The organism is Roseovarius sp. EL26 (assembly GCF_900327775.1).
In the GTDB taxonomy this organism is placed as follows: domain Bacteria; phylum Pseudomonadota; class Alphaproteobacteria; order Rhodobacterales; family Rhodobacteraceae; genus Roseovarius.
In genome coordinates this window covers 1,793,529-1,811,083 of record NZ_OUMZ01000007.1, presented here as the reverse complement: position 1 = coordinate 1,811,083, position 17,555 = coordinate 1,793,529, and the positions used below count along the sequence as shown (strand labels likewise).

The following is a 17,555-nucleotide window of genomic DNA, read 5'->3' as shown; positions in this document are numbered from 1 at the left end:
CGTGATCAAGGAGTGGCGAAATGCGGTTTGTGCGATACGGTGAAACGGGGGCGGAGCAGCCAGGGGTTCTGGATGCTGACGGTCGGTTGCGTGATCTGAGCGGTGTGATCTCCGATCTTGCCGGTGATGTGCTGGCGCAATTGCCGGATGTTGATCCTGAATCTTTGCCATTGGTACAGGGGCAACCGCGTCTTGGCCCGCCGGTGGCGAATGTGGGCAAGTTCATCGGAATTGGGTTGAACTATTCTGACCATGCAGCTGAGGCCGGAATGGAGCCGCCAACAGAGCCGATTGTGTTCATGAAGGCCACATCTTCGATCACGGGACCTTATGACCCTGTCATGTTGCCACGCAGGTCTGAAAAATCAGACTGGGAAGTGGAACTGGGCGTGGTGATTGGTAAGCCCGCGAAATATGTATCTCAAGCGCGGGCGCTGGATCACGTTGCAGGGTATTGCATTGTTAATGACGTGTCCGAGCGCGCGTTTCAGATCGAGCGCGGCGGCCAATGGACCAAGGGCAAGGGCTGCGACACCTTTGGGCCGATTGGACCCTGGCTTGTGACACCGGACGAGATTGGGGACCCGCAAACTTTGGATCTGACGCTGGATCTGAACGAAGAGCGGGCGCAGACAGGCAATACCGCATCGATGATCTTCTCTGTAGCGGAGATCATTTCTTATCTAAGTCAAATGATGAGCTTGCAGTCCGGGGATGTGATTGCCACTGGTACGCCGCCCGGTGTGGGTATGGGGGCTAAGCCACCGCGCTATTTGAGCGAGGGGGATGTGATGGAGCTGACTGTTTCTGGTCTTGGTCATCAGAGCCAGATCGTTGGTCGAGATCAGTAGCGGCCTGATCAAAATGATCGCATAGCTTGCGGGTGATATCCGCACGGATGTCGGGCGTGTCCATCAGCAATTCGTGATGGCCACCTTCGACGACATGTAATGTGCCATTGGGCCAGCGTGTCATGCGGTCTTCGATCCGCGGAACATCAACAATCGCCTCAAGTGAGCCGTAAAAGGTAAAGCACGGCAGATCAGGCGAGGCGAGGCGCTGCATTTGTCGGGTGGCTTTGAGTGCTTCGATTAACCAGCCCATACTGGGACCGCCAAGGCCAAGATCCGGCTTTGTGCGCACCTGATCGATCATGTAATCATACATCGGGCGATCATTGGTTAGCTTATTGTCTTCAAACGCCTCTTGCAGAACGTAGCTCTCTCTAGAGGTGCCGGGGGTATATATGTGCCCAAGGCCAACCTTTTGCGCCAGTGTGGACAACGTCCAAGCCACGGGCCGCATCTGGGGCGAGATTGAGATGCCCCACATCGGGCCGGAAAAGGCGCAAGAGGCAACCGGCAGGCCATTATAGATGGCCTGCAACCCAATGCCGCCGCCCATGGAATGACCTAGCAAATGCCACGGCTTAGGCAGGTTCAGCTCTGTCGCCATTTCGAGCAGTGCATCAATGTCTTTCTGATAATCAGAAAAACGAATGACATGGCCGGGCATAGGATCCGATATCAAACGGTCCGACAGCCCTTGACCGCGCCAGTCAATGACACAGCTGGCATAGCCGCATTGCGCCAGATCAGATGCCGTGCGGCCATATTTTTCGACATATTCGGTGCGGCCAGGAAACAGAAGAACGGTACCTTTGGCCCCTTCATGTGCCCACACACCCGCGCGAATACGCACCCCGTCGTCGGTTCTCAGCCAATAGGCCTGTCCTTGGTCAGGCCCATCGGTGATTTCCGTATAGAGAGGTGCGATTTCCATCACGACAGGACGTTACCCAGTTGCATCGCCATGCCCATGTCACCATCAACGGTCAGCTTACCGGACATGAAAGCACCGGTTGGGTTCAGCTCACCGGACAGGATCGACTGAAAGGTATCTGCATCGGCAGTCAGAGTGACGTCTGCATCGCCGTCCTCGGCACGCACGCCTGCGCTATCCAGCATGATCGCGCCTTCGCCTTCGATCATGAATTTGGCAGAGCCGTCAAAAGAACCGGACAATTTCTCGGTTAGGGCTTCTACGGCGGCGTTTACGATGTCGCTCATTGGGCGATCCTCCTGAATTGATCGATACGGGGCTTTGATTCCCGCTGATCTGCGCTAAAGTCATATATGTTATGAGCATACAAACCCGCATATACAATTGTATCGTCACGGCATTTTTAACGATAGCCGTAATTTCGCTGCCAGCGGCTGCGGAAAATCACGCGTTGAGTCGGATGTTTGCCCAGCTCAAGAGTGCAGAGCCCGAAGAGGCGCAGAAAATCGCTGATGAGATAGAGTTGGAATGGTCGAAATCCGGCTCTCCTGCGATGGACCTGCTTTTGAAACGAGGGGAGGACGCACTGGAGGTGGGTGATTCGCGTGCTGCGATCGAGCATCTGACTGCGCTGACCGACCATGCACCAGAATTTGCGCAGGGTTGGCATATGCGGGCGGTGGCATTTGCACAGGCCGGGATGTACGGGCCTGCAATGGCGGATCTTGAACATACGCTGGCACTGGAGCCGCGGCATTTCAATGCGATCCTCAGTCTTGGCGTGGTGCTGGAAGAGGTGAATAAACCGCATTTGGCCTACGAGGCCTACAAGCAGGTACTGGCTATACATCCGCACCAAGAGGACGTAACCACCGCATTGGAACGTTTGGACGGCACCATTGGCGGTGCGGACCTCTGAACAATGACCTCTGAGCAGTACGGAGAGCGCTGATGGGCGAGCAGTCGCGGATTTTGGCCGTTCTCGGTCCAACTAACACAGGCAAAACACATTTTGCAATTGAACGGATGCTGGCGCACCGAACCGGGGTGATTGGCCTGCCGTTGCGGCTATTGGCGCGTGAGGTTTACGACAAGATCGTTGCCATCCGCGGGCCGTCTGTGGTTGCGTTGGTGACAGGCGAGGAACGGATAGTTCCAGCCCGTGCAAAATACTGGGTGTGCACTGTCGAGGCTATGCCCGAGGGGATGGGCGCGGATTTTGTCGCGATCGATGAAATTCAGCTTTGTGCCGACCCGGAGCGCGGGCATGTATTTACTGACCGGCTGTTGCGGATGCGGGGCTTGCTGGAAACTCAGTTTTTAGGCTCGCACACCATGCGCAGTGTGATTGCGGCCCTTGTACCAGGGGTCGAGTTTGTTGGCCGTGAACGCATGTCGCAGCTGTCCTATACAGGCCCTAAGAAGATCTCAAAAATGCCGGCGCGCAGTGCAATTGTTGGATTTTCCGTTGATAATGTCTATGCCATTGCCGAGCTGATCCGCCGTCAGAAAGGCGGCGCTGCGGTGGTGATGGGCGCGTTGAGCCCGCGTACGCGCAACGCGCAGGTCGAGCTCTATCAAAATGGTGATGTTGATTATCTGGTGGCCACCGATGCGATTGGGATGGGCCTCAATTTGGACATAGACCATGTGGCGTTTTCGTCACTCAGCAAGTTTGACGGGCGGCGGATGCGCCCCCTTGCGCCAAATGAACTGGGCCAGATCGCCGGCCGCGCGGGGCGCGGGATGAGCCACGGCACGTTTGGGGTGACGGGCGATGCACCGGACTTACATGAAGAGGTCGCGCAGGCGATCACGGATCATCGCTTTACCCCGATCAGCAAACTGGAATGGCGCAATGCGCAGCTTCAGTTTGGAACGGTAGATGCTTTGATCGGCTCGCTAGAGCAGAAGTCAGACAGTGAGCTGCTGATGAAAGCCCGCGAAGCCGATGACCTGAAAGCGCTAAAAACCCTCTCGCAAGTTGATGAGGTCAGCGGCCGGGCGCGAGATGGATCCTCGGTGCGTTTATTGTGGGATGTGTGCCGCATTCCTGATTTTCGTGGCATCAGTCACGCTGAATACACAGGTTTGCTTGAGCGTATATTTTCTGATCTGCATGAATATGGCCGGGTGGGTGATGACTGGTTTGGACGTCAAGTACGCAGGTTGGATCGCTCTGATGGCGACATTGACACATTGTCGAAACGATTGGCGTATATCCGCACATGGACCTACGTTGCGCAAAGAAAAGGCTGGGTAGACAATGAAACCCATTGGCGAGAGGCTACTCGCGCTGTAGAAGACCGCTTGTCAGATGCGCTGCATGGAGCGCTGACGCAAAGATTTGTGGACCGGCGGACATCCGTGCTGCTTCGCCGGCTCAAGCAGAAGGAGGCCATGGTGGCCGAAGTAAACGACAAAGGTGATGTGACGGTCGAAGGTGAATTCGTAGGCCGTCTCGAAGGATTCCGTTTCATTCAGGACAAAGGTGCGGCTGGGCAAGAGGCGAAAGCCATTGCGCAAGCGAGCCTGCAAGCATTGGCACCGCATTTCCATTTGCGCGCTGATCGTTTTTATAACGCGCCTGATACAGAGATTGATTTCACTGAGCAGGGCGGTCTGATGTGGGGCGAGCATGCCGTTGGTAAACTGACTACAGGCAGCGATGCACTCAAGCCGCAGGTTGTAGCCTTTGTTGATGAGACGGCAGGCCCTGACGTTGAGCAGAAAGTGCAGCGCCGTCTGCAGCATTTCATCGACCGCAAGATTGCGACCCTGTTTGAACCGCTGCTGAATATTCAGCGCGATGAAACACTTGCCGGCTTGGCGCGTGGCTTTGGCTTTCGGCTGACCGAGGCGTTCGGGATTGTGCCACGTGGTGATGTCGCCGAAGATGTCAAAGCACTGGACCAAGATGCCCGTGGCCTGTTGCGCAAACACGGTGTGCGCTTTGGTCAGTTCACAATATTTATGCCTTTGTTGCTGAAACCAGCACCGACACGTCTGCGTTTGGTTTTGTGGGCACTGTCGAAGGGCTTGCAGGAATTCCCGGAATCGCCGCCGCCAGGGCTGGTGACAGTGCCAGCACAAACCACGGATGCCAAGTTGACAGGCTATCACAGCATGTCCGGCTATCGTGCTGCGGGTGAGCGGGCGATTCGGATCGACATGTTGGAGCGTCTGGCTGATATGCTGCGCGGGCAAGACAGCCGTGGTGGATTTGAAGGCACTGCTGACATGCTGTCGATTACAGGCATGACATTGGAGCAATTCGCAGACCTGATGCAGGGCTTGGGATACAAGGCCGAAAAAGGCGAGCGCGAGAAAGTTAAGATCACGCCTGCGCCAGCGGCTGAAACTGTACCCGCAAAGGGCGAAGCCGCAGATGCGGCTCTGGCGGAAACACAAGCTCCTGAAACTCCAGTTGTCGAAGAACCAGTTGCAGAGGCGACCGAATCCGCGCCTGAGGCAGAAGCGGAGCCGACGGTTGAGGCAGAAGCGGAGCCGACGGTTGAGGTGTTCTACACCTTCACATGGGGTGGCCGCGCTAACCAACAGCAAAATCGCGGACAGCAACGCAACCGCCGCGATAATGCACAGGGTGGCAAGCCTAAGGGCAAGCCGGGCAACAAACCCAAAGGCAAAGGTCGCCGGGATGATGGCCCACGCCAATTCCAAGCGCGCCCAGCCAAAAAGGAAAAACCAATTGACCCGGATAACCCATTCGCAGCTGCATTGATGGGATTGAAAGACAAGGGTTGATCCTTGGTGGCTGAAAACAGCACGAAGATACGCCTTGATAAATGGCTATGGCAGGCGCGGTTCTTTAAGACCCGTAGTCTGTCGGCCAAGGTGATCAGTGGCGGGCATATGCGGGTCAACAGCCAGAAGATTGCAAAACCAGCCTACGCGGTTGGGCCAGGGGATGTGCTGACATTTCCGCAGGCTAAATTGGTTCGAGTCATTCGCGTCTGTGCAGTCGGTGTGCGGCGTGGTCCAGCCTCCGAAGCGCAGCAGCTGTACGAGGATTTAAGCCCACCTAAAGTGCCGGAGAAGGATATTGTTCCATCTTCTCCTCGATACGAGGGACAGGGTCGCCCAACCAAGCGTGACCGGCGCAAACTCGATCTCAAACGCTCAGACCTGCTTGATTGATCGGTTCTGCTGGATTAGGTGAGGCGCAAGCCGCTTTGGAGTGAGAGACTCAGATGACTTATGTTGTCACAGAAAACTGTATCGCCTGCAAATATACCGACTGCGTCGAGGTGTGCCCGGTTGATTGTTTTTACGAAGGTGAAAACACGCTGGTGATCCACCCTGATGAATGCATCGACTGTGGGGTGTGCGAACCAGAATGCCCAGCCGACGCTATCCGCCCGGATACCGATCCAGATATGGAAAAATGGGTTGAATTCAATCGCAAATACTCGGAAATGTGGCCGGTTATCATTTCCAAGAAAGACCCGATGCCTGACGCTGAAGAGCGCGATGGCGAAGAGGGTAAAATGGAGAAGTATTTCTCCGAAGCCCCCGGTGAAGGTGGCTAAACCGATTCGTTTCGCTGTTCTCATCGATGAGCCGATTTCGTGAGGGAATCTGGTGTAGTGAATTGAAAGTTAATAAAAAAACACTGAAATGCTGCGATATTTCAGTGAACCCCGTTTTGTGATACAATACTGTCATAAATGAAGTTTACTGCCTGATATCCATTTTGCCCTTAGTAACTTAAGGGGATGGATTTCTTTGCGCCTGAAGCACGTTGCTCATTAACTCCAGCGGTTTTTGAGATGCTCTTTTTGCGCTTTGATAAGGTGAACCCGTAAAGGAAAGTCTGAATGAGCAAGTCAAAAAAGTCCGAGTTTCGTCCTGATGATTACGTTGTCTACCCTGCACATGGGGTTGGGCAGATTGTATCCATCGAAAAGCAAGAAGTTGTCGGGATCGAGCTGGAACTGTTTGTGATTTCTTTTGAGAAAGACAAGATGACACTGCGTGTTCCTACCAACAAAGCCGAAGAAATTGGTATGCGCGGCCTGTCCAGCCCAGATATGATTTCCAAGGCGATGACCACGTTAAAAGGTAAGGCCAAGGTCAAACGCGCCATGTGGTCGCGCCGAGCGCAGGAATATGAGCAAAAGATCAACTCTGGTGATTTGATCGCCATTGCCGAAGTTGTGCGCGACTTGCACCGCACCGATGACCAGCGTGAGCAAAGCTACTCTGAGCGTCAGCTATATGAGGCCGCGCTGGAGCGTCTAACCCGCGAAGTTGCCGCTGTGAACGGTGCAGATGAAGTAGCTGCTGCCAAGCAGATTGGGGATGTGTTGATCTCACGCGCGCCGGCTGCGGCGTAAGCGGAACACATTAAGAATGAACCGCCGCGCAACTTGGATTGCGTGGCGTTTTTTTATGTCACAGGTTTAAGCCACAAGGCTGAACAGAATAGCGATTTCCGTGATCTGTTGTGTGGCTCCCAGAATATCGCCAGTTTGACCGCCTATCTTTTTGCGGGCGATCAGCCCAACCGATACTGCGCCAAGAGCGGCCCAGAAGATTGCGCCGAAAGCAGACGCCCCTGACATCATGATTGCGCAAACCACACCGATAGCACAAGCAACGCCAGCTGTTTGTGCTGAAGGTTGTCCAACGCTATGTGATAAACCTGAGGCGCGCGCATTTGGCAAGATCGCCATGAGCGCAACCATAGCTGCCCGCGACAGGCAAGCTGCGGTGGTGATAAAAAGTACTGCTGTGGCCGGGCTTTGGGATAGCAGCAACCAGAAGACAGCCCAGCGTGCAGCCAATGACAACACCAGCGCCAGAACGCCGTAGGCCCCGATGCGGCTGTCTTTCATGATTTCCAGTCGACGCGCTTTGTTCCAGCCGCCCCAAAGACCGTCTATGGTATCGGCAAGGCCGTCCTCGTGCAGCGCACCTGTTGTAACGATTTGAATAGTCAGGCAAATCAGGGCTGCCAGTGGTGTCGGCAAACCCATCCAAATTGTAAAAAGTGCCACACAAGTTGAGGCGATTCCGATGGCCACTCCAACCAGTGGGTAGGCCCAAGCAGATTGTGCAATGCGGGTGGTTTGCGATGCAGGCACTGGCAGGCGAGTGAGCAGGCTAAACGCCAGTGGTAAATCAGATAGTGAGAATAGGGCGTCGTTTTTAATCATGTAAGAGGCCCTTTTTCTGCTGCTGCGGGGGTCTTCCTGCGATACACAGACAAAGCGCAATATGCAATGAGGGATGAAATGATCAATGAATTCAATACTCTGAATGAGTTCTCCGAATTGCTGCGCAGAATGCCAGAGCAGAACGAGGTGGCGTTGGCTGCGGCACAGGCGCGCGATGATGTTTTGACCAAACCCCCCGGCGCCCTAGGCCGCTTGGAGGATCTGGCGGCATGGTACTGCGCTTGGCGCGGGGTAGAGAAACCGCGAGTGAAAAATCCGCAAGTTATTGTTTTTGCTGGAAACCATGGTGTGACAGCACAAGGTATTTCGGCCTTTCCTGCGGAAGTTACTGTGCAGATGGTTGCCAATTTTCAGGCCGGGGGGGCGGCAGTTAACCAACTGGCGCAGGCAGTTGATGCGCGGATGGATGTCCATGCCTTGGGCCTGGATAAGCCAACCCGAGATTTCAGCCAAGGGCCAGCCATGAGTGAAGCTGAACTGGTCGAAGCATTGACGATTGGATGGCAAGCTGTTGATATTAATTCGGATATTTTGGTTGTTGGTGAAATGGGGATCGGAAATACGACGTCTGCTTCGGCCATTTGTTGCGCGTTGTACGGGGGGGATGCAGCGGATTGGTGTGGCCGCGGTACAGGTTTGGATGAGGCCGGTGTTGCCCATAAGGCCCAAGTCGTTGCAACGGCTCTGGATGTGAATAGATCTGAAATGTCTAACGGGTTGGATGTATTGCGCTGCCTGGGCGGGCGTGAACTCGCGGCGATGGTTGGGGCGATGTTACGAGCGCGGCACTCGCGTATACCATTGATTTTAGACGGTTTTATATGTTGTGCGGCGGCGGCGTGTTTGGCTGAAACCCAAGCTGGGGCGCTGGATCATACTGTGGCGGGACATCAAAGCGCCGAGGCGGCGCATGTCGCTCTTTTGGACAGGCTGGGCAAAGAGGCGTTGCTGTCATTGGGTATGCGCTTGGGCGAAGGCTCTGGCGCGACACTGGCGATTAGCGTGGTTAAGGCCGCATTGGCCTGCCATTCGGGTATGGCAACCTTTGCCGAAGCTGGCGTTTCCGATGGGTAATTTGCGTACAACATGTACGTTTTACCCCCTTGTTTGGTACACAAATCGCAAACTGCACCATTTTGTTGATTTTTCTTTGAGCCGGGCTAACTGTGCCCCCAAGGGAGAGACAGGATGAAACAGATTTTTTGGGCTGGGATTTTTACGCTTTTGGCAGTGCTGCCCGTGCGAGCGGACGAGGCTGCGATCCGGTCGGTGATCTCGTCCCAGATCGAGGCATTTTTGGCAGATGACTTTGAACAGGCTTTTGAATTTGCCAGCCCGACCATTCAAGGGATGTTTAAAACACCTGATCAATTCGGCACCATGGTGCGCGAAGGTTATCCGATGGTCTGGCGTCCGGCTGATGTGCAGTTTCTGTCCATCGATGAGATTAACGGCGTACTGTGGCAAACCGTTTTGGTACAGGACGGGCAGGGCAATGAGTTTTTGCTGGGCTATCAAATGATCGAGGACCCGGAGGGATGGAAGATTAACGCCGTTCAGGTTAAACCCGCGCCAATGGGCGCGGTGTGAATGCTACTCACAGGCTTTGCGAAAGCTGGGATGGGATGTGGTTGTGACGGGCCAAATCACCAGTTCGGGGTCGGAGACCGGTTCTAACCATTCGTGTTTGCGGCTCAGGAAGTCGCCATGAAGGGTTTCAAAGGTGTAATCTTTGAGAGCACCGCATAGCGGGAGGACGGGACATGGAAGAGGTCACAGGTGGGTGCGTGTGCGGCAAAGTTCGTGTGCGCGCCACGGGGGTGCCCAAGCGGGTTGGACTGTGTCACTGTTTTGAGTGTCGCAAGCATCATGGGGCCTTGTTTTATGCGGCAGCGATTTTTGCGCAGGAAACGGTGGAGATCATGGGTGAGACCCAGAGCTATGAAGGACGACACTTTTGTCCCGGCTGCGGATCATCGGTTTTTGCCCGTACAGGGGATGAGGTTGAGGTGCATCTGGGGGCATTGGATGCGCCCGATCAGTTTGCGCCAACCTATGAGGGGTGGACCGAGCAGCGCGAAGGATGGTTGCCAGAGTTCCCCGATATGGTTCGATATGCGAGGAATCGAGAAGATGAACGCTAACCCGCTTTATTGCGCGCGGCCATAGAAACCATGGCGTTCTTCCGCGGAAAAGGAGATATCGGGTTGCTCAAAGTATGAGAAGACGGCGATCACACGCGGGGTGTCGCCCGCAACGGTGGTGACGCGGTGGGCAGTGTTGCGGCCGCGAAATACATTCAGCATGCTGGCAGAGAGAGGCCATTCGTATAGCCGTAATAGCGCGCTTTGTGGTATTTGGTCAGCACAGAGTGGTCGGCAGGCAGGGTGTCACCCCTTGAGAAAATAGATGTTGTGCTCTCTCTCATGCAAGAAGGCGTCGGTTTCAAACAACGGCGCTATGCTCGGGGCTTCTTTCTGGGCAATCAAGAGGGAATGCATCAAGGTTGAGAATATCACGCATGTTCCGTCTCCTATGTTATTTACCATTATGGAATTTACTGACCTTGCCAAGAGACGACCTGCCCTTGCACTAGCGCACATGGCTGGCGAATGATGCATTAATCACTTGCAGTCGCTTTTGGCTGCGATACATGCGATATTGGCAATTCGCGCTGGGGTGCTTTATGTAAGGCTCTGGCAATCTGCAACGGAAGGCATAGGCCAATGAATGTACACGCAACGGAGCTGGAAAAACAGCGCGAGCGAGAGGCGGCAGAGGCGGCTTTGGCAGTGTTGCGCGGTTGGGCTGAGACGGCAACGCCGGAAGAGGTGGCTGACCTGGATCCGTCGGTTGCACGGTTGTTGCCGGATGCACCACTGCCAAATTACCCGGAGTTGCGCCGGGAGTATCCGCAAGATTTTGAACCTGATGACGCGTACCGTGCGTCGATGCCCGATTTGCAGAATGGGCCAAGCTCACTGATCAAGGGGGCCAAGCAGCATTTGCAGCATGTGGGTATTTCGAATTTCCACTTGCCGATCCGGTTTCACACCCGCGATGCAGGAGATCTTACGCTGGAAACCTCGGTCACCGGGACCGTGAGCCTTGAGGCCAGCAAGAAGGGAATCAACATGTCGCGGATTATGCGCAGCTTTTATAAGCATGCGCAGAAAACGTTTAGCTTTGATGTGATTTCAGATGCACTGGATGACTATATCGCTGATCTGGGCAGTGTTGATGCGCGGCTGATGATGAAGTTTCGCTATCCGGCAGAGGTGAAATCCCTGCGCTCAGGTCTTGTGGGGTATCAGTATTACGATATCGCGCTGGAACTGGTTGATGCTGGCGGTGTGCGTCGCAAGTTCATGCATCTGGATTATGTCTATTCCTCGACCTGTCCATGTTCTTTGGAGCTGAGCGAACATGCGCGTGAGACACGAGGTCAGTTGGCGACCCCACATTCGCAGCGCTCAGTCGCGCGGTTGTCGCTAGAATACAGTGGCGAAGATTTTTTGTGGTTTGAGGACGTGATCGACATGGCACGCAAGGTTGTCCCAACCGAGACGCAGGTCATGGTCAAACGCGAAGACGAACAAGCCTTTGCCGAGCTGAACGCAGCAAATCCGATCTTTGTAGAAGATGCGGCGCGGCTGTTTTGTGAACCATTGTTGAACGACCCGCGGGTTGGTGATTTCCGCATTGTTGCCAGCCATCAAGAAAGTTTGCACAGCCATGATGCGGTAAGCATTCTGACCGAAGGGCCGACATTTGCCTCGGACAGTATTGATCCGAAACTCTTTTCAACTCTGTTCCATGTGGGCTGATCTGCAAGTGATCAGCTTGACAGTACGCTATTAGCCGGAAAACTGTCTGCTTATGTTGGATTTACGCCCAGTTGGATATGTGATCGGCCTGTCGCTTGTGGCGCTGGGTGTGACGATGTTGATGCCGCTGCTGGTGGATATCGCTGAGGGGCGTGACCATTGGGATGTCTTTGCCCAAAGTGCGATTTTGACTGTGCTGATTGGCGGGCTCGTCTCGCTGAGCTGTAAAAATGGCGTGCGCGAGGGGCTGACCCTGCAGCAGACATTCCTGCTGACCACCGGCGTTTGGGTGGTGCTGCCGGTCTTCGGAGCGCTGCCCTTTATGTTGGGCGAGACACAATCGGATTTTACGGATGCGATTTTTGAGGCCATGTCAGGCCTGACCACAACGGGATCAACTGTCCTGAGTGATCTAGACAATCTGCCCAAAGGTATCTTGCTGTGGCGCGGTATCTTGCAATGGTTGGGCGGCGTCGGAATCGTCGTCGTGGCAATGGTGTTCCTGCCCGAACTCAGGGTGGGAGGGATGCAGATCTTCCGCTCAGAAGGGTTCGATACTTTTGGGAAAATCTTGCCTCGTGCGACCGAAATAGCCTCGCATATTTCGGTGATTTATCTAGGGCTGACGTTGACCTGTGTACTGGCTTATATCATGAGCGGGATGAACGCCTTTGATGCGACGGTTCATGCGATGACCACAGTCGCGACCGGGGGATTTGCCAATTATGATGCGTCGTTCGGGGCGTTTGGGATGGCCAGTGAATATGTGGCTGTAGGCTTCATGATGTTGGCGGCCCTACCGTTTGTACGGTTTGTACAGATGACTGCAGGAACAATTCAACCATTGCTGGAAGATCGCCAAATCCGCGCCTTTTTCGGGACACTGGCGGTGATTGTTTCAATCCTTACATTATGGCAGGTCTGGCAGGCTGGAGATTGGTCAGAACTGGCATTTCGCAAAGTGCTGTTCAACACCGTGTCGATCGTAACCGGCACGGGCTACGCCAGCGCAGACTATATGCTGTGGGGGTCTTTTCCCGTGGCGGTTTTTTTCTTTGCTGGCCTGATTGGTGGCTGCGCGGGATCAACGGCTTGCTCGGTCAAGATTTTCCGCTATCAACTATTGTTTGCGTCGATCAAGGTACAGCTTAAGCGGATTTACAGTCCGCATGGGGTATTTACACCACGCTATCAGGGCCGTGCAATCGGCGATGACGTTCTGAACTCAGTTATGGCCTTTTTTGTTTTTTTCATCCTGTCCCTAGGTGTGCTTTCGGTGCTGTTGGGATTGACAGGGTTGGATTTCATAACCTCGGTTTCCGGCGCTGCGGCGGCATTGGCCAACATCGGACCAGGTCTTGGTGATGTGATCGGACCTGCGGGCAATTTTGAACCACTCAACACGGCGGCAAAATGGATGCTGACAGCAGGGATGTTGGTCGGGCGATTGGAGCTGTTGGTGGTCTATGCAATGTTCACCATTGGATTTTGGCGCGCATAACGGTGACACAGATCATTTGGGGTGCAGACGTGATTACGCTGCCCTCACGTGACGCGGGGGTAACGTAATGTGGATCAGCTGTGTTATTTCATCTTAGGTTTTGGTTTGTGATCTTTGCGAGTTTCGTAAGTTTGCGCCATGCCAGATGACACAAGGCCCACTTCGCGCATTTCCACCTGACTTGGGCCTTTGGGGGGCATAGTTTCTTGTGCTTGCTCAGCCGCGCCCTGCTTCAGGCGGTGCCGTGTGGCGAAAATCAACACCCCAACGATCAGGATGCAAGCCAAGATTGCAAAGATTTCATAGACGTGGAAAAAGATGTAACGAAACATGGGGACACCACGCTTTCTGTGATTGGGATTTCGATGATAGGATCCATTAAGCCCCTTTGAAGTTGACGCTGCCTTCCAGCTCAAGTGATTTTTGCATTGCCATTTTTTCAGCCAATGCACGTTTTCTGCGACCGTATTGCGCAACGCCGATGCCCCCCAAAATGACCGTGGCGCCGGGTATCAAGCCAGAGCCAGGGGTTTCGCCCAGCAGGAGCATCGCGATGCAAATGGCGGCCAATGGTGAAAAGGAAGTCGCCAAGGCAACATCCCCCGAACGGGCGTGTTTGAGGCCAAGATTCCAGGCAAATTGGCCGATGATGATGACAATAACGGCATAGACCCAGATCCATTTGAGAACGACGGGTGCGAACAGATCCTGAAAATGATGCGAGCCAAAGAGATACATAGCCCAGCTAAAATAAATCGCCGTGCCCAAAACGGTACGGTAAATTGAAAAGATACCCAATGGTACACCTTGCAGCCCGATCCGGGTGACAAGGGTTGAGGCGATAAAAGACAGCGTGGCCAGTACTGCCGCGATTTCGCCTTTACCGAATGAAAAGGATGCGTCATCCCCTTTCAGGGCGATGATCAAAACTGCGCCAACCAGTGCGATCAGTCCCCCAGCAAATGCCCAGGGATCCAATTCCTCTTTGAGGAAAAAGGCAGCCGCCAGCAAAAACAACGGCGGATCAATCCGCCCGATTAGAACCACATTGGTCACAGTAGTGTTTTCCAACGCAAAAAAGAATAAACCCGGCGTGAGGGCAGAAGACAGAACCGCGGATGTTGTGAGAAATACCCAGTCAATTTTTGTGAGGGCACGGAGGTTTTCCCATGTCCAGTCGCGCCAGAAGAAAAATACCATAGGGATAAGCGAGATCAGTGACCCCAAAAACAGCAGATTACAAAAGGTTATGGCGTTGCGTCCATTCACCAGATTCTGCGAACCAATGTCACTGAGCAACGTGATGATAGAGTTTGAAGAAGCATAGATCAGCACGGCAACCCAGGCCAATGTTACACCAAACCAGGCGGTAGATTTTGTAGTGGGAATATCGCTGATGCTGGCCATGCTGGCATTCGCTTCCTGTTTCGTGAGGGTAACTTTATTTGCATGATCCAACAGGATGCAGAGAGGTTCAAATCAACTCACGGAACAAATGCGTGAGGAAATGCCCATAGAAACCTGAAATTTTCATCGATTATGGGTCACTACACAACCTGTTGTGAAACAAAGGCCTTCCGCCACGCCGAAGTAATAAAAAAAGCCGACTTTTGTGTCCACAGCGGCAAACTTCGGAAGAGGGCTAACATCTGAATTGTCAATTTCGTGCTACAGGTGCCCATTGAGCAAATATTGCTGTGGTTGCGCAAATTTCTGTATCACGGCGCAGAAGTCGACGTAACAGTGATCGCAGACTGACCCTCGTTTCGGTTAGGTGGGCAGCAGTTTTGTAGACGCCCGTTTGCCGCGCAAGCAAAAGTTCTATTTGAAACTTGTCGAATTCGGATTGGGCGAACTGCTGGTCGATGGAATTAGCAGTGTCGCTTCAAATGCCTCGCTGCAATCGTGATGGCTTTCTGCATTAGCAAAAGCCGCGTTGGTAGAAGCCAGTTTATCCGCGTCTCGGTGGTAGGGCCAGACTGCGGCGAAAGGTCGATTTGAAATCTGACCATTTGAATAGCTTTCAATGTCTGGACTTGTGAAAATCGCCGCAGCGCTGAAACGATGGCGCTGAGTGTGCGAGGAAAAGCTGAACCACATGAATTAAAAGGGCGCATAACAAGAAGCATGTTCACAAAAACCATGGGCGCAGAAAAGGCGAAATTAAATTTGACGAAACCGATCCGCTCAACCCTTTGGTGCAAGGCCGTCGGTGACAAAATGAAAATCTAGTAGGGGAAGAGGGCTTCGGCCCTCTTTTCTTTTTGCCGGGTGTTGGCTCTGTTACGGTAAAGCCGCTTTGCAATTATTGCAGCGCTGTGGTTTTAGGGCGGTATGAGCCAACCTGATTATTCCTACGAAACCGAAGCGTTTGAACGCGGGGCAACCTGTATTGCAGGGGTCGACGAAGTTGGACGTGGTCCGCTAGCCGGGCCGGTCACGGCGGCGGCGGCGGTGTTGGATCCCATGCGGATCCCCGAGGGATTGAACGATTCAAAGAAGCTGACGCTGAAACGACGGCAAATCTTGTATGACGCTTTGATGGAATGCGCTGATGTCTCGATTGCGCATGCAAGCGTTGAGGAAATTGACGAGCTCAACATTCTGCGTGCCTCGCATCTGGCAATGGAGCGGGCGGTGGCTGGATTGAAGAACGTGGCTGATTTTGCGCTGATCGATGGCAATATGATCCCCAAGGGTTTGACGATCCCATCGCGGGCAGTGATCAAGGGTGATGCGGTTTCTGTGTCGATTGCGGCGGCATCCATTGTGGCAAAAATCACACGCGATCGGATCATGGAGGACTTGGCGCAACAGTTTCCCGGCTATGGATGGGAAAGAAACGCAGGTTACCCGTCAAAACAGCACAAAGAGGCGCTTCAAAATCTTGGGGTGACCCCACACCATAGACGTTCGTTCAAGCCGGTACACAATATGTTGTATCAAGTAAAAATAGTAAGTGATTGATTCAAAAAAGAAATTGACGCCGAATCGGGTTTGAATCATCTTGGTTGTCAAGAACCAGAGCGCAAAAAGCGCCGGGAAACGAGGCAGCACATGACGACGAAGACCAAAGCGAAGAGCGTGAAAACGCTCCCATTGAACACGATTCTGGATGGCGATTGCATCGAAATGATGAATAGCCTGCCGGAGGCATCCGTTGATCTGATTTTTGCGGATCCGCCTTATAACCTTCAGCTGAAGGGTGATTTGCATCGCCCAGACAACAGCCAGGTTGATGCGGTTGATGATGCTTGGGATCAATTTGCATCCTTTGAGGCTTATGACCGCTTCACCCGTGATTGGCTCAAGGCGGCGCGCCGCTTGCTCAAACCGAATGGTGCGATCTGGGTGATCGGCTCGTACCACAACATTTTCCGTGTTGGTGCGGCCCTTCAGAACGAGGGTTTCTGGATCCTCAATGATGTGGTCTGGCGCAAATCCAACCCGATGCCGAATTTCCGTGGTAAGCGTTTCACCAATGCGCATGAGACGATGATCTGGGCCAGCAAGGAAGAGGGTGGTAAATACACCTTTAACTATGAAGCGCTGAAGGCGCTGAACGAAGGCATCCAGATGCGCAGCGATTGGGTGCTGCCGATCTGCACCGGCCATGAGCGCCTGAAAGACGAAAACGGCGACAAGGCCCACCCAACACAAAAACCCGAAAGCCTGCTGCACCGTGTGATGGTTGGATCGACCAATCCGGGCGATGTGGTGCTGGATCCGTTCTTTGGCACCGGTACGACTGGTGCTGTGGCGAAAATGCTGGGCCGTGACTTTATCGGGATTGAGCGCGAAGCGGCATATCGTAAAGTGGCCGAGAAACGTATCGCCAATACCCGGAAGTTTGACCGCGAGGCGTTGCAGGTGTCTGTCAGCAAACGTGCGGAACCGCGCGTGCCCTTTGGCCAGCTGGTTGAGCGTGGCATGCTGCGCCCGGGCGAAGAGCTTTATTCGATGAACGGCCGTCACAAGGCCAAGGTACGTGCTGATGGCACGCTGATTGGTGACGATGTCAAAGGCTCAATCCATCAGGTGGGCGCTGCGCTTGAAGGCGCGCCAAGCTGCAATGGCTGGACCTATTGGTGCATCAAGCGCGAAGGCAAACCAGTGTCGATCGACATTTTCCGCCAACAGATCCGCGCGGAAATGGCCGAGCGCCCGAACTGAGCATAACAGAACAACAAGGTGTTACCGCCGGTGCCTGTGCCTGACATAGGGCACTTACCTTGCCCCGCCATC

General features: G+C 53.9%; 19 protein-coding genes and 1 pseudogene. 13 read left to right on the top strand and 7 right to left on the bottom strand.

Translation table 11 applies throughout. From position 1 onward, the window contains the following. Positions 1 to 20: 20 nt before the first annotated feature. Complete coding sequence (locus D9A02_RS16800; protein WP_120502036.1) at positions 21 to 851, top strand: fumarylacetoacetate hydrolase family protein; 831 nt, start codon at positions 21 to 23, stop codon at positions 849 to 851. On the opposite strand, the gene D9A02_RS16795 is transcribed toward D9A02_RS16800, so the two are convergent. Further along, positions 757 to 1,782, bottom strand: coding sequence for an alpha/beta fold hydrolase (locus tag D9A02_RS16795; RefSeq protein ID WP_120502035.1), 1,026 nt, complete (start codon positions 1,780 to 1,782; stop codon positions 757 to 759). The genes D9A02_RS16800 and D9A02_RS16795 overlap by 95 nt on opposite strands. Next, positions 1,782 to 2,069 carry an SCP2 sterol-binding domain-containing protein gene (locus tag D9A02_RS16790; protein WP_120502034.1) on the bottom strand — a complete coding sequence of 96 codons (288 nt, stop codon included), beginning with the start codon at positions 2,067 to 2,069 and terminating at the stop codon, positions 1,782 to 1,784. Before D9A02_RS16790 ends, D9A02_RS16795 begins: the two co-directional genes overlap by 1 nt. A 71-nt stretch (positions 2,070 to 2,140) precedes the next feature. Here D9A02_RS16790 and D9A02_RS16785 point away from each other — a divergent pair, with 71 nt between their 5' ends. The 5 genes from D9A02_RS16785 to D9A02_RS16765 all read left to right on the top strand — a co-directional run bounded on the left by D9A02_RS16785 (position 2,141) and on the right by D9A02_RS16765 (position 7,139). Continuing rightward, the gene (locus tag D9A02_RS16785; protein WP_254054660.1) at positions 2,141 to 2,701 is read left to right on the top strand and encodes a hypothetical protein; all 561 of its coding nucleotides are present in this window, start codon (positions 2,141 to 2,143) and stop codon (positions 2,699 to 2,701) included. Between the two features lie 32 nt (positions 2,702 to 2,733). Next, the gene (locus tag D9A02_RS16780) at positions 2,734 to 5,547 is read left to right on the top strand and encodes a helicase-related protein (RefSeq protein ID WP_120502033.1); all 2,814 of its coding nucleotides are present in this window, start codon (positions 2,734 to 2,736) and stop codon (positions 5,545 to 5,547) included. Positions 5,548 to 5,553: 6 nt separating this feature from the next. Beyond that, complete coding sequence (locus tag D9A02_RS16775; protein ID WP_120502591.1) at positions 5,554 to 5,940, top strand: RNA-binding S4 domain-containing protein; 387 nt, start codon at positions 5,554 to 5,556, stop codon at positions 5,938 to 5,940. A gap of 53 nt (positions 5,941 to 5,993) precedes the next feature. Continuing rightward, a complete protein-coding gene (gene fdxA / locus D9A02_RS16770; RefSeq protein WP_120502032.1) occupies positions 5,994 to 6,332 on the top strand; it encodes a ferredoxin FdxA in 339 nt (112 codons plus the stop codon). A 288-nt stretch (positions 6,333 to 6,620) separates the two neighbouring features. Then, the gene (locus D9A02_RS16765) at positions 6,621 to 7,139 is read left to right on the top strand and encodes a CarD family transcriptional regulator (protein ID WP_120502031.1); all 519 of its coding nucleotides are present in this window, start codon (positions 6,621 to 6,623) and stop codon (positions 7,137 to 7,139) included. 66 nt (positions 7,140 to 7,205) lie between these two features. On the opposite strand, the gene cobS is transcribed toward D9A02_RS16765, so the two are convergent. Next, entirely contained in the window at positions 7,206 to 7,961 is a 756-nt protein-coding gene (gene cobS / locus D9A02_RS16760) for an adenosylcobinamide-GDP ribazoletransferase (RefSeq protein WP_120502030.1), read from the bottom strand. Positions 7,962 to 8,039: 78 nt separating this feature from the next. On the opposite strand from cobS, the gene cobT reads away from it, so the two are divergent. Together cobT and D9A02_RS16750 are read left to right on the top strand one after the other, a co-directional pair. Further along, positions 8,040 to 9,056, top strand: coding sequence for a nicotinate-nucleotide--dimethylbenzimidazole phosphoribosyltransferase (cobT, locus tag D9A02_RS16755; protein WP_120502029.1), 1,017 nt, complete (start codon positions 8,040 to 8,042; stop codon positions 9,054 to 9,056). A 114-nt stretch (positions 9,057 to 9,170) separates the two neighbouring features. Then, positions 9,171 to 9,572 carry a DUF4864 domain-containing protein gene (locus D9A02_RS16750; RefSeq protein WP_120502028.1) on the top strand — a complete coding sequence of 134 codons (402 nt, stop codon included), beginning with the start codon at positions 9,171 to 9,173 and terminating at the stop codon, positions 9,570 to 9,572. Positions 9,573 to 9,575: 3 nt separating this feature from the next. Here the strand turns inward: D9A02_RS16750 and D9A02_RS19605 are convergent. After that, a pseudogene (locus tag D9A02_RS19605) lies at positions 9,576 to 9,710 on the bottom strand (DUF3291 domain-containing protein); the annotation flags it as partial. A 35-nt stretch (positions 9,711 to 9,745) separates the two neighbouring features. Here D9A02_RS19605 and D9A02_RS16740 point away from each other — a divergent pair. Next, positions 9,746 to 10,126, top strand: coding sequence for a GFA family protein (locus tag D9A02_RS16740; protein ID WP_120502027.1), 381 nt, complete (start codon positions 9,746 to 9,748; stop codon positions 10,124 to 10,126). A 6-nt stretch (positions 10,127 to 10,132) separates the two neighbouring features. On the opposite strand, the gene D9A02_RS19485 is transcribed toward D9A02_RS16740, so the two are convergent. Then, positions 10,133 to 10,288, bottom strand: coding sequence for a hypothetical protein (locus D9A02_RS19485; protein ID WP_254054659.1), 156 nt, complete (start codon positions 10,286 to 10,288; stop codon positions 10,133 to 10,135). 420 nt (positions 10,289 to 10,708) lie between these two features. On the opposite strand from D9A02_RS19485, the gene folE2 reads away from it, so the two are divergent. Next, positions 10,709 to 11,809: a GTP cyclohydrolase FolE2 gene (gene folE2 / locus D9A02_RS16730; protein ID WP_120502026.1), complete on the top strand. Its 1,101-nt coding sequence runs from the start codon at positions 10,709 to 10,711 to the stop codon at positions 11,807 to 11,809. Positions 11,810 to 11,861: 52 nt separating this feature from the next. Further along, positions 11,862 to 13,310, top strand: coding sequence for a TrkH family potassium uptake protein (locus D9A02_RS16725; RefSeq protein ID WP_120502025.1), 1,449 nt, complete (start codon positions 11,862 to 11,864; stop codon positions 13,308 to 13,310). An 83-nt stretch (positions 13,311 to 13,393) separates the two neighbouring features. On the opposite strand, the gene D9A02_RS16720 is transcribed toward D9A02_RS16725, so the two are convergent. Then, the gene (locus D9A02_RS16720) at positions 13,394 to 13,642 is read right to left on the bottom strand and encodes a hypothetical protein (RefSeq protein WP_120502024.1); all 249 of its coding nucleotides are present in this window, start codon (positions 13,640 to 13,642) and stop codon (positions 13,394 to 13,396) included. A 46-nt stretch (positions 13,643 to 13,688) separates the two neighbouring features. Further along, positions 13,689 to 14,717, bottom strand: a complete 1,029-nt coding sequence (locus D9A02_RS16715) for a DMT family transporter (protein WP_120502023.1) — start codon at positions 14,715 to 14,717, stop codon at positions 13,689 to 13,691. Between the two features lie 927 nt (positions 14,718 to 15,644). Between D9A02_RS16715 and D9A02_RS16705 the strand changes: the two genes are divergently transcribed. Both D9A02_RS16705 and D9A02_RS16700 read left to right on the top strand, forming a co-directional pair. After that, positions 15,645 to 16,277: a ribonuclease HII gene (locus D9A02_RS16705; protein ID WP_120502021.1), complete on the top strand. Its 633-nt coding sequence runs from the start codon at positions 15,645 to 15,647 to the stop codon at positions 16,275 to 16,277. Between the two features lie 90 nt (positions 16,278 to 16,367). Beyond that, positions 16,368 to 17,483, top strand: a complete 1,116-nt coding sequence (locus D9A02_RS16700; RefSeq protein ID WP_120502020.1) for a site-specific DNA-methyltransferase — start codon at positions 16,368 to 16,370, stop codon at positions 17,481 to 17,483. The last annotated feature ends 72 nt before the right edge of the window (positions 17,484 to 17,555 follow it).

What these genes read in the sequence shown, in the direction of transcription:
- D9A02_RS16800 (WP_120502036.1), top strand. Translation starts at nt 21, where the DNA reads ATGCGGTTTGTGCGATACGGTGAAACGGGGGCGGAGCAGCCAGGGGTT.
- D9A02_RS16795 (WP_120502035.1), bottom strand. Translation starts at nt 1,782, where the DNA reads ATGGAAATCGCACCTCTCTATACGGAAATCACCGATGGGCCTGACCAA.
- D9A02_RS16790 (WP_120502034.1), bottom strand. Translation starts at nt 2,069, where the DNA reads ATGAGCGACATCGTAAACGCCGCCGTAGAAGCCCTAACCGAGAAATTG.
- D9A02_RS16785 (WP_254054660.1), top strand. Translation starts at nt 2,141, where the DNA reads ATGAGCATACAAACCCGCATATACAATTGTATCGTCACGGCATTTTTA.
- D9A02_RS16780 (WP_120502033.1), top strand. Translation starts at nt 2,734, where the DNA reads ATGGGCGAGCAGTCGCGGATTTTGGCCGTTCTCGGTCCAACTAACACA.
- fdxA (WP_120502032.1), top strand. Translation starts at nt 5,994, where the DNA reads ATGACTTATGTTGTCACAGAAAACTGTATCGCCTGCAAATATACCGAC.
- D9A02_RS16765 (WP_120502031.1), top strand. Translation starts at nt 6,621, where the DNA reads ATGAGCAAGTCAAAAAAGTCCGAGTTTCGTCCTGATGATTACGTTGTC.
- cobS (WP_120502030.1), bottom strand. Translation starts at nt 7,961, where the DNA reads ATGATTAAAAACGACGCCCTATTCTCACTATCTGATTTACCACTGGCG.
- cobT (WP_120502029.1), top strand. Translation starts at nt 8,040, where the DNA reads ATGATCAATGAATTCAATACTCTGAATGAGTTCTCCGAATTGCTGCGC.
- D9A02_RS16750 (WP_120502028.1), top strand. Translation starts at nt 9,171, where the DNA reads ATGAAACAGATTTTTTGGGCTGGGATTTTTACGCTTTTGGCAGTGCTG.
- D9A02_RS16740 (WP_120502027.1), top strand. Translation starts at nt 9,746, where the DNA reads ATGGAAGAGGTCACAGGTGGGTGCGTGTGCGGCAAAGTTCGTGTGCGC.
- D9A02_RS19485 (WP_254054659.1), bottom strand. Translation starts at nt 10,288, where the DNA reads ATGCTGAATGTATTTCGCGGCCGCAACACTGCCCACCGCGTCACCACC.
- folE2 (WP_120502026.1), top strand. Translation starts at nt 10,709, where the DNA reads ATGAATGTACACGCAACGGAGCTGGAAAAACAGCGCGAGCGAGAGGCG.
- D9A02_RS16725 (WP_120502025.1), top strand. Translation starts at nt 11,862, where the DNA reads ATGTTGGATTTACGCCCAGTTGGATATGTGATCGGCCTGTCGCTTGTG.
- D9A02_RS16720 (WP_120502024.1), bottom strand. Translation starts at nt 13,642, where the DNA reads ATGTTTCGTTACATCTTTTTCCACGTCTATGAAATCTTTGCAATCTTG.
- D9A02_RS16715 (WP_120502023.1), bottom strand. Translation starts at nt 14,717, where the DNA reads ATGGCCAGCATCAGCGATATTCCCACTACAAAATCTACCGCCTGGTTT.
- D9A02_RS16705 (WP_120502021.1), top strand. Translation starts at nt 15,645, where the DNA reads ATGAGCCAACCTGATTATTCCTACGAAACCGAAGCGTTTGAACGCGGG.
- D9A02_RS16700 (WP_120502020.1), top strand. Translation starts at nt 16,368, where the DNA reads ATGACGACGAAGACCAAAGCGAAGAGCGTGAAAACGCTCCCATTGAAC.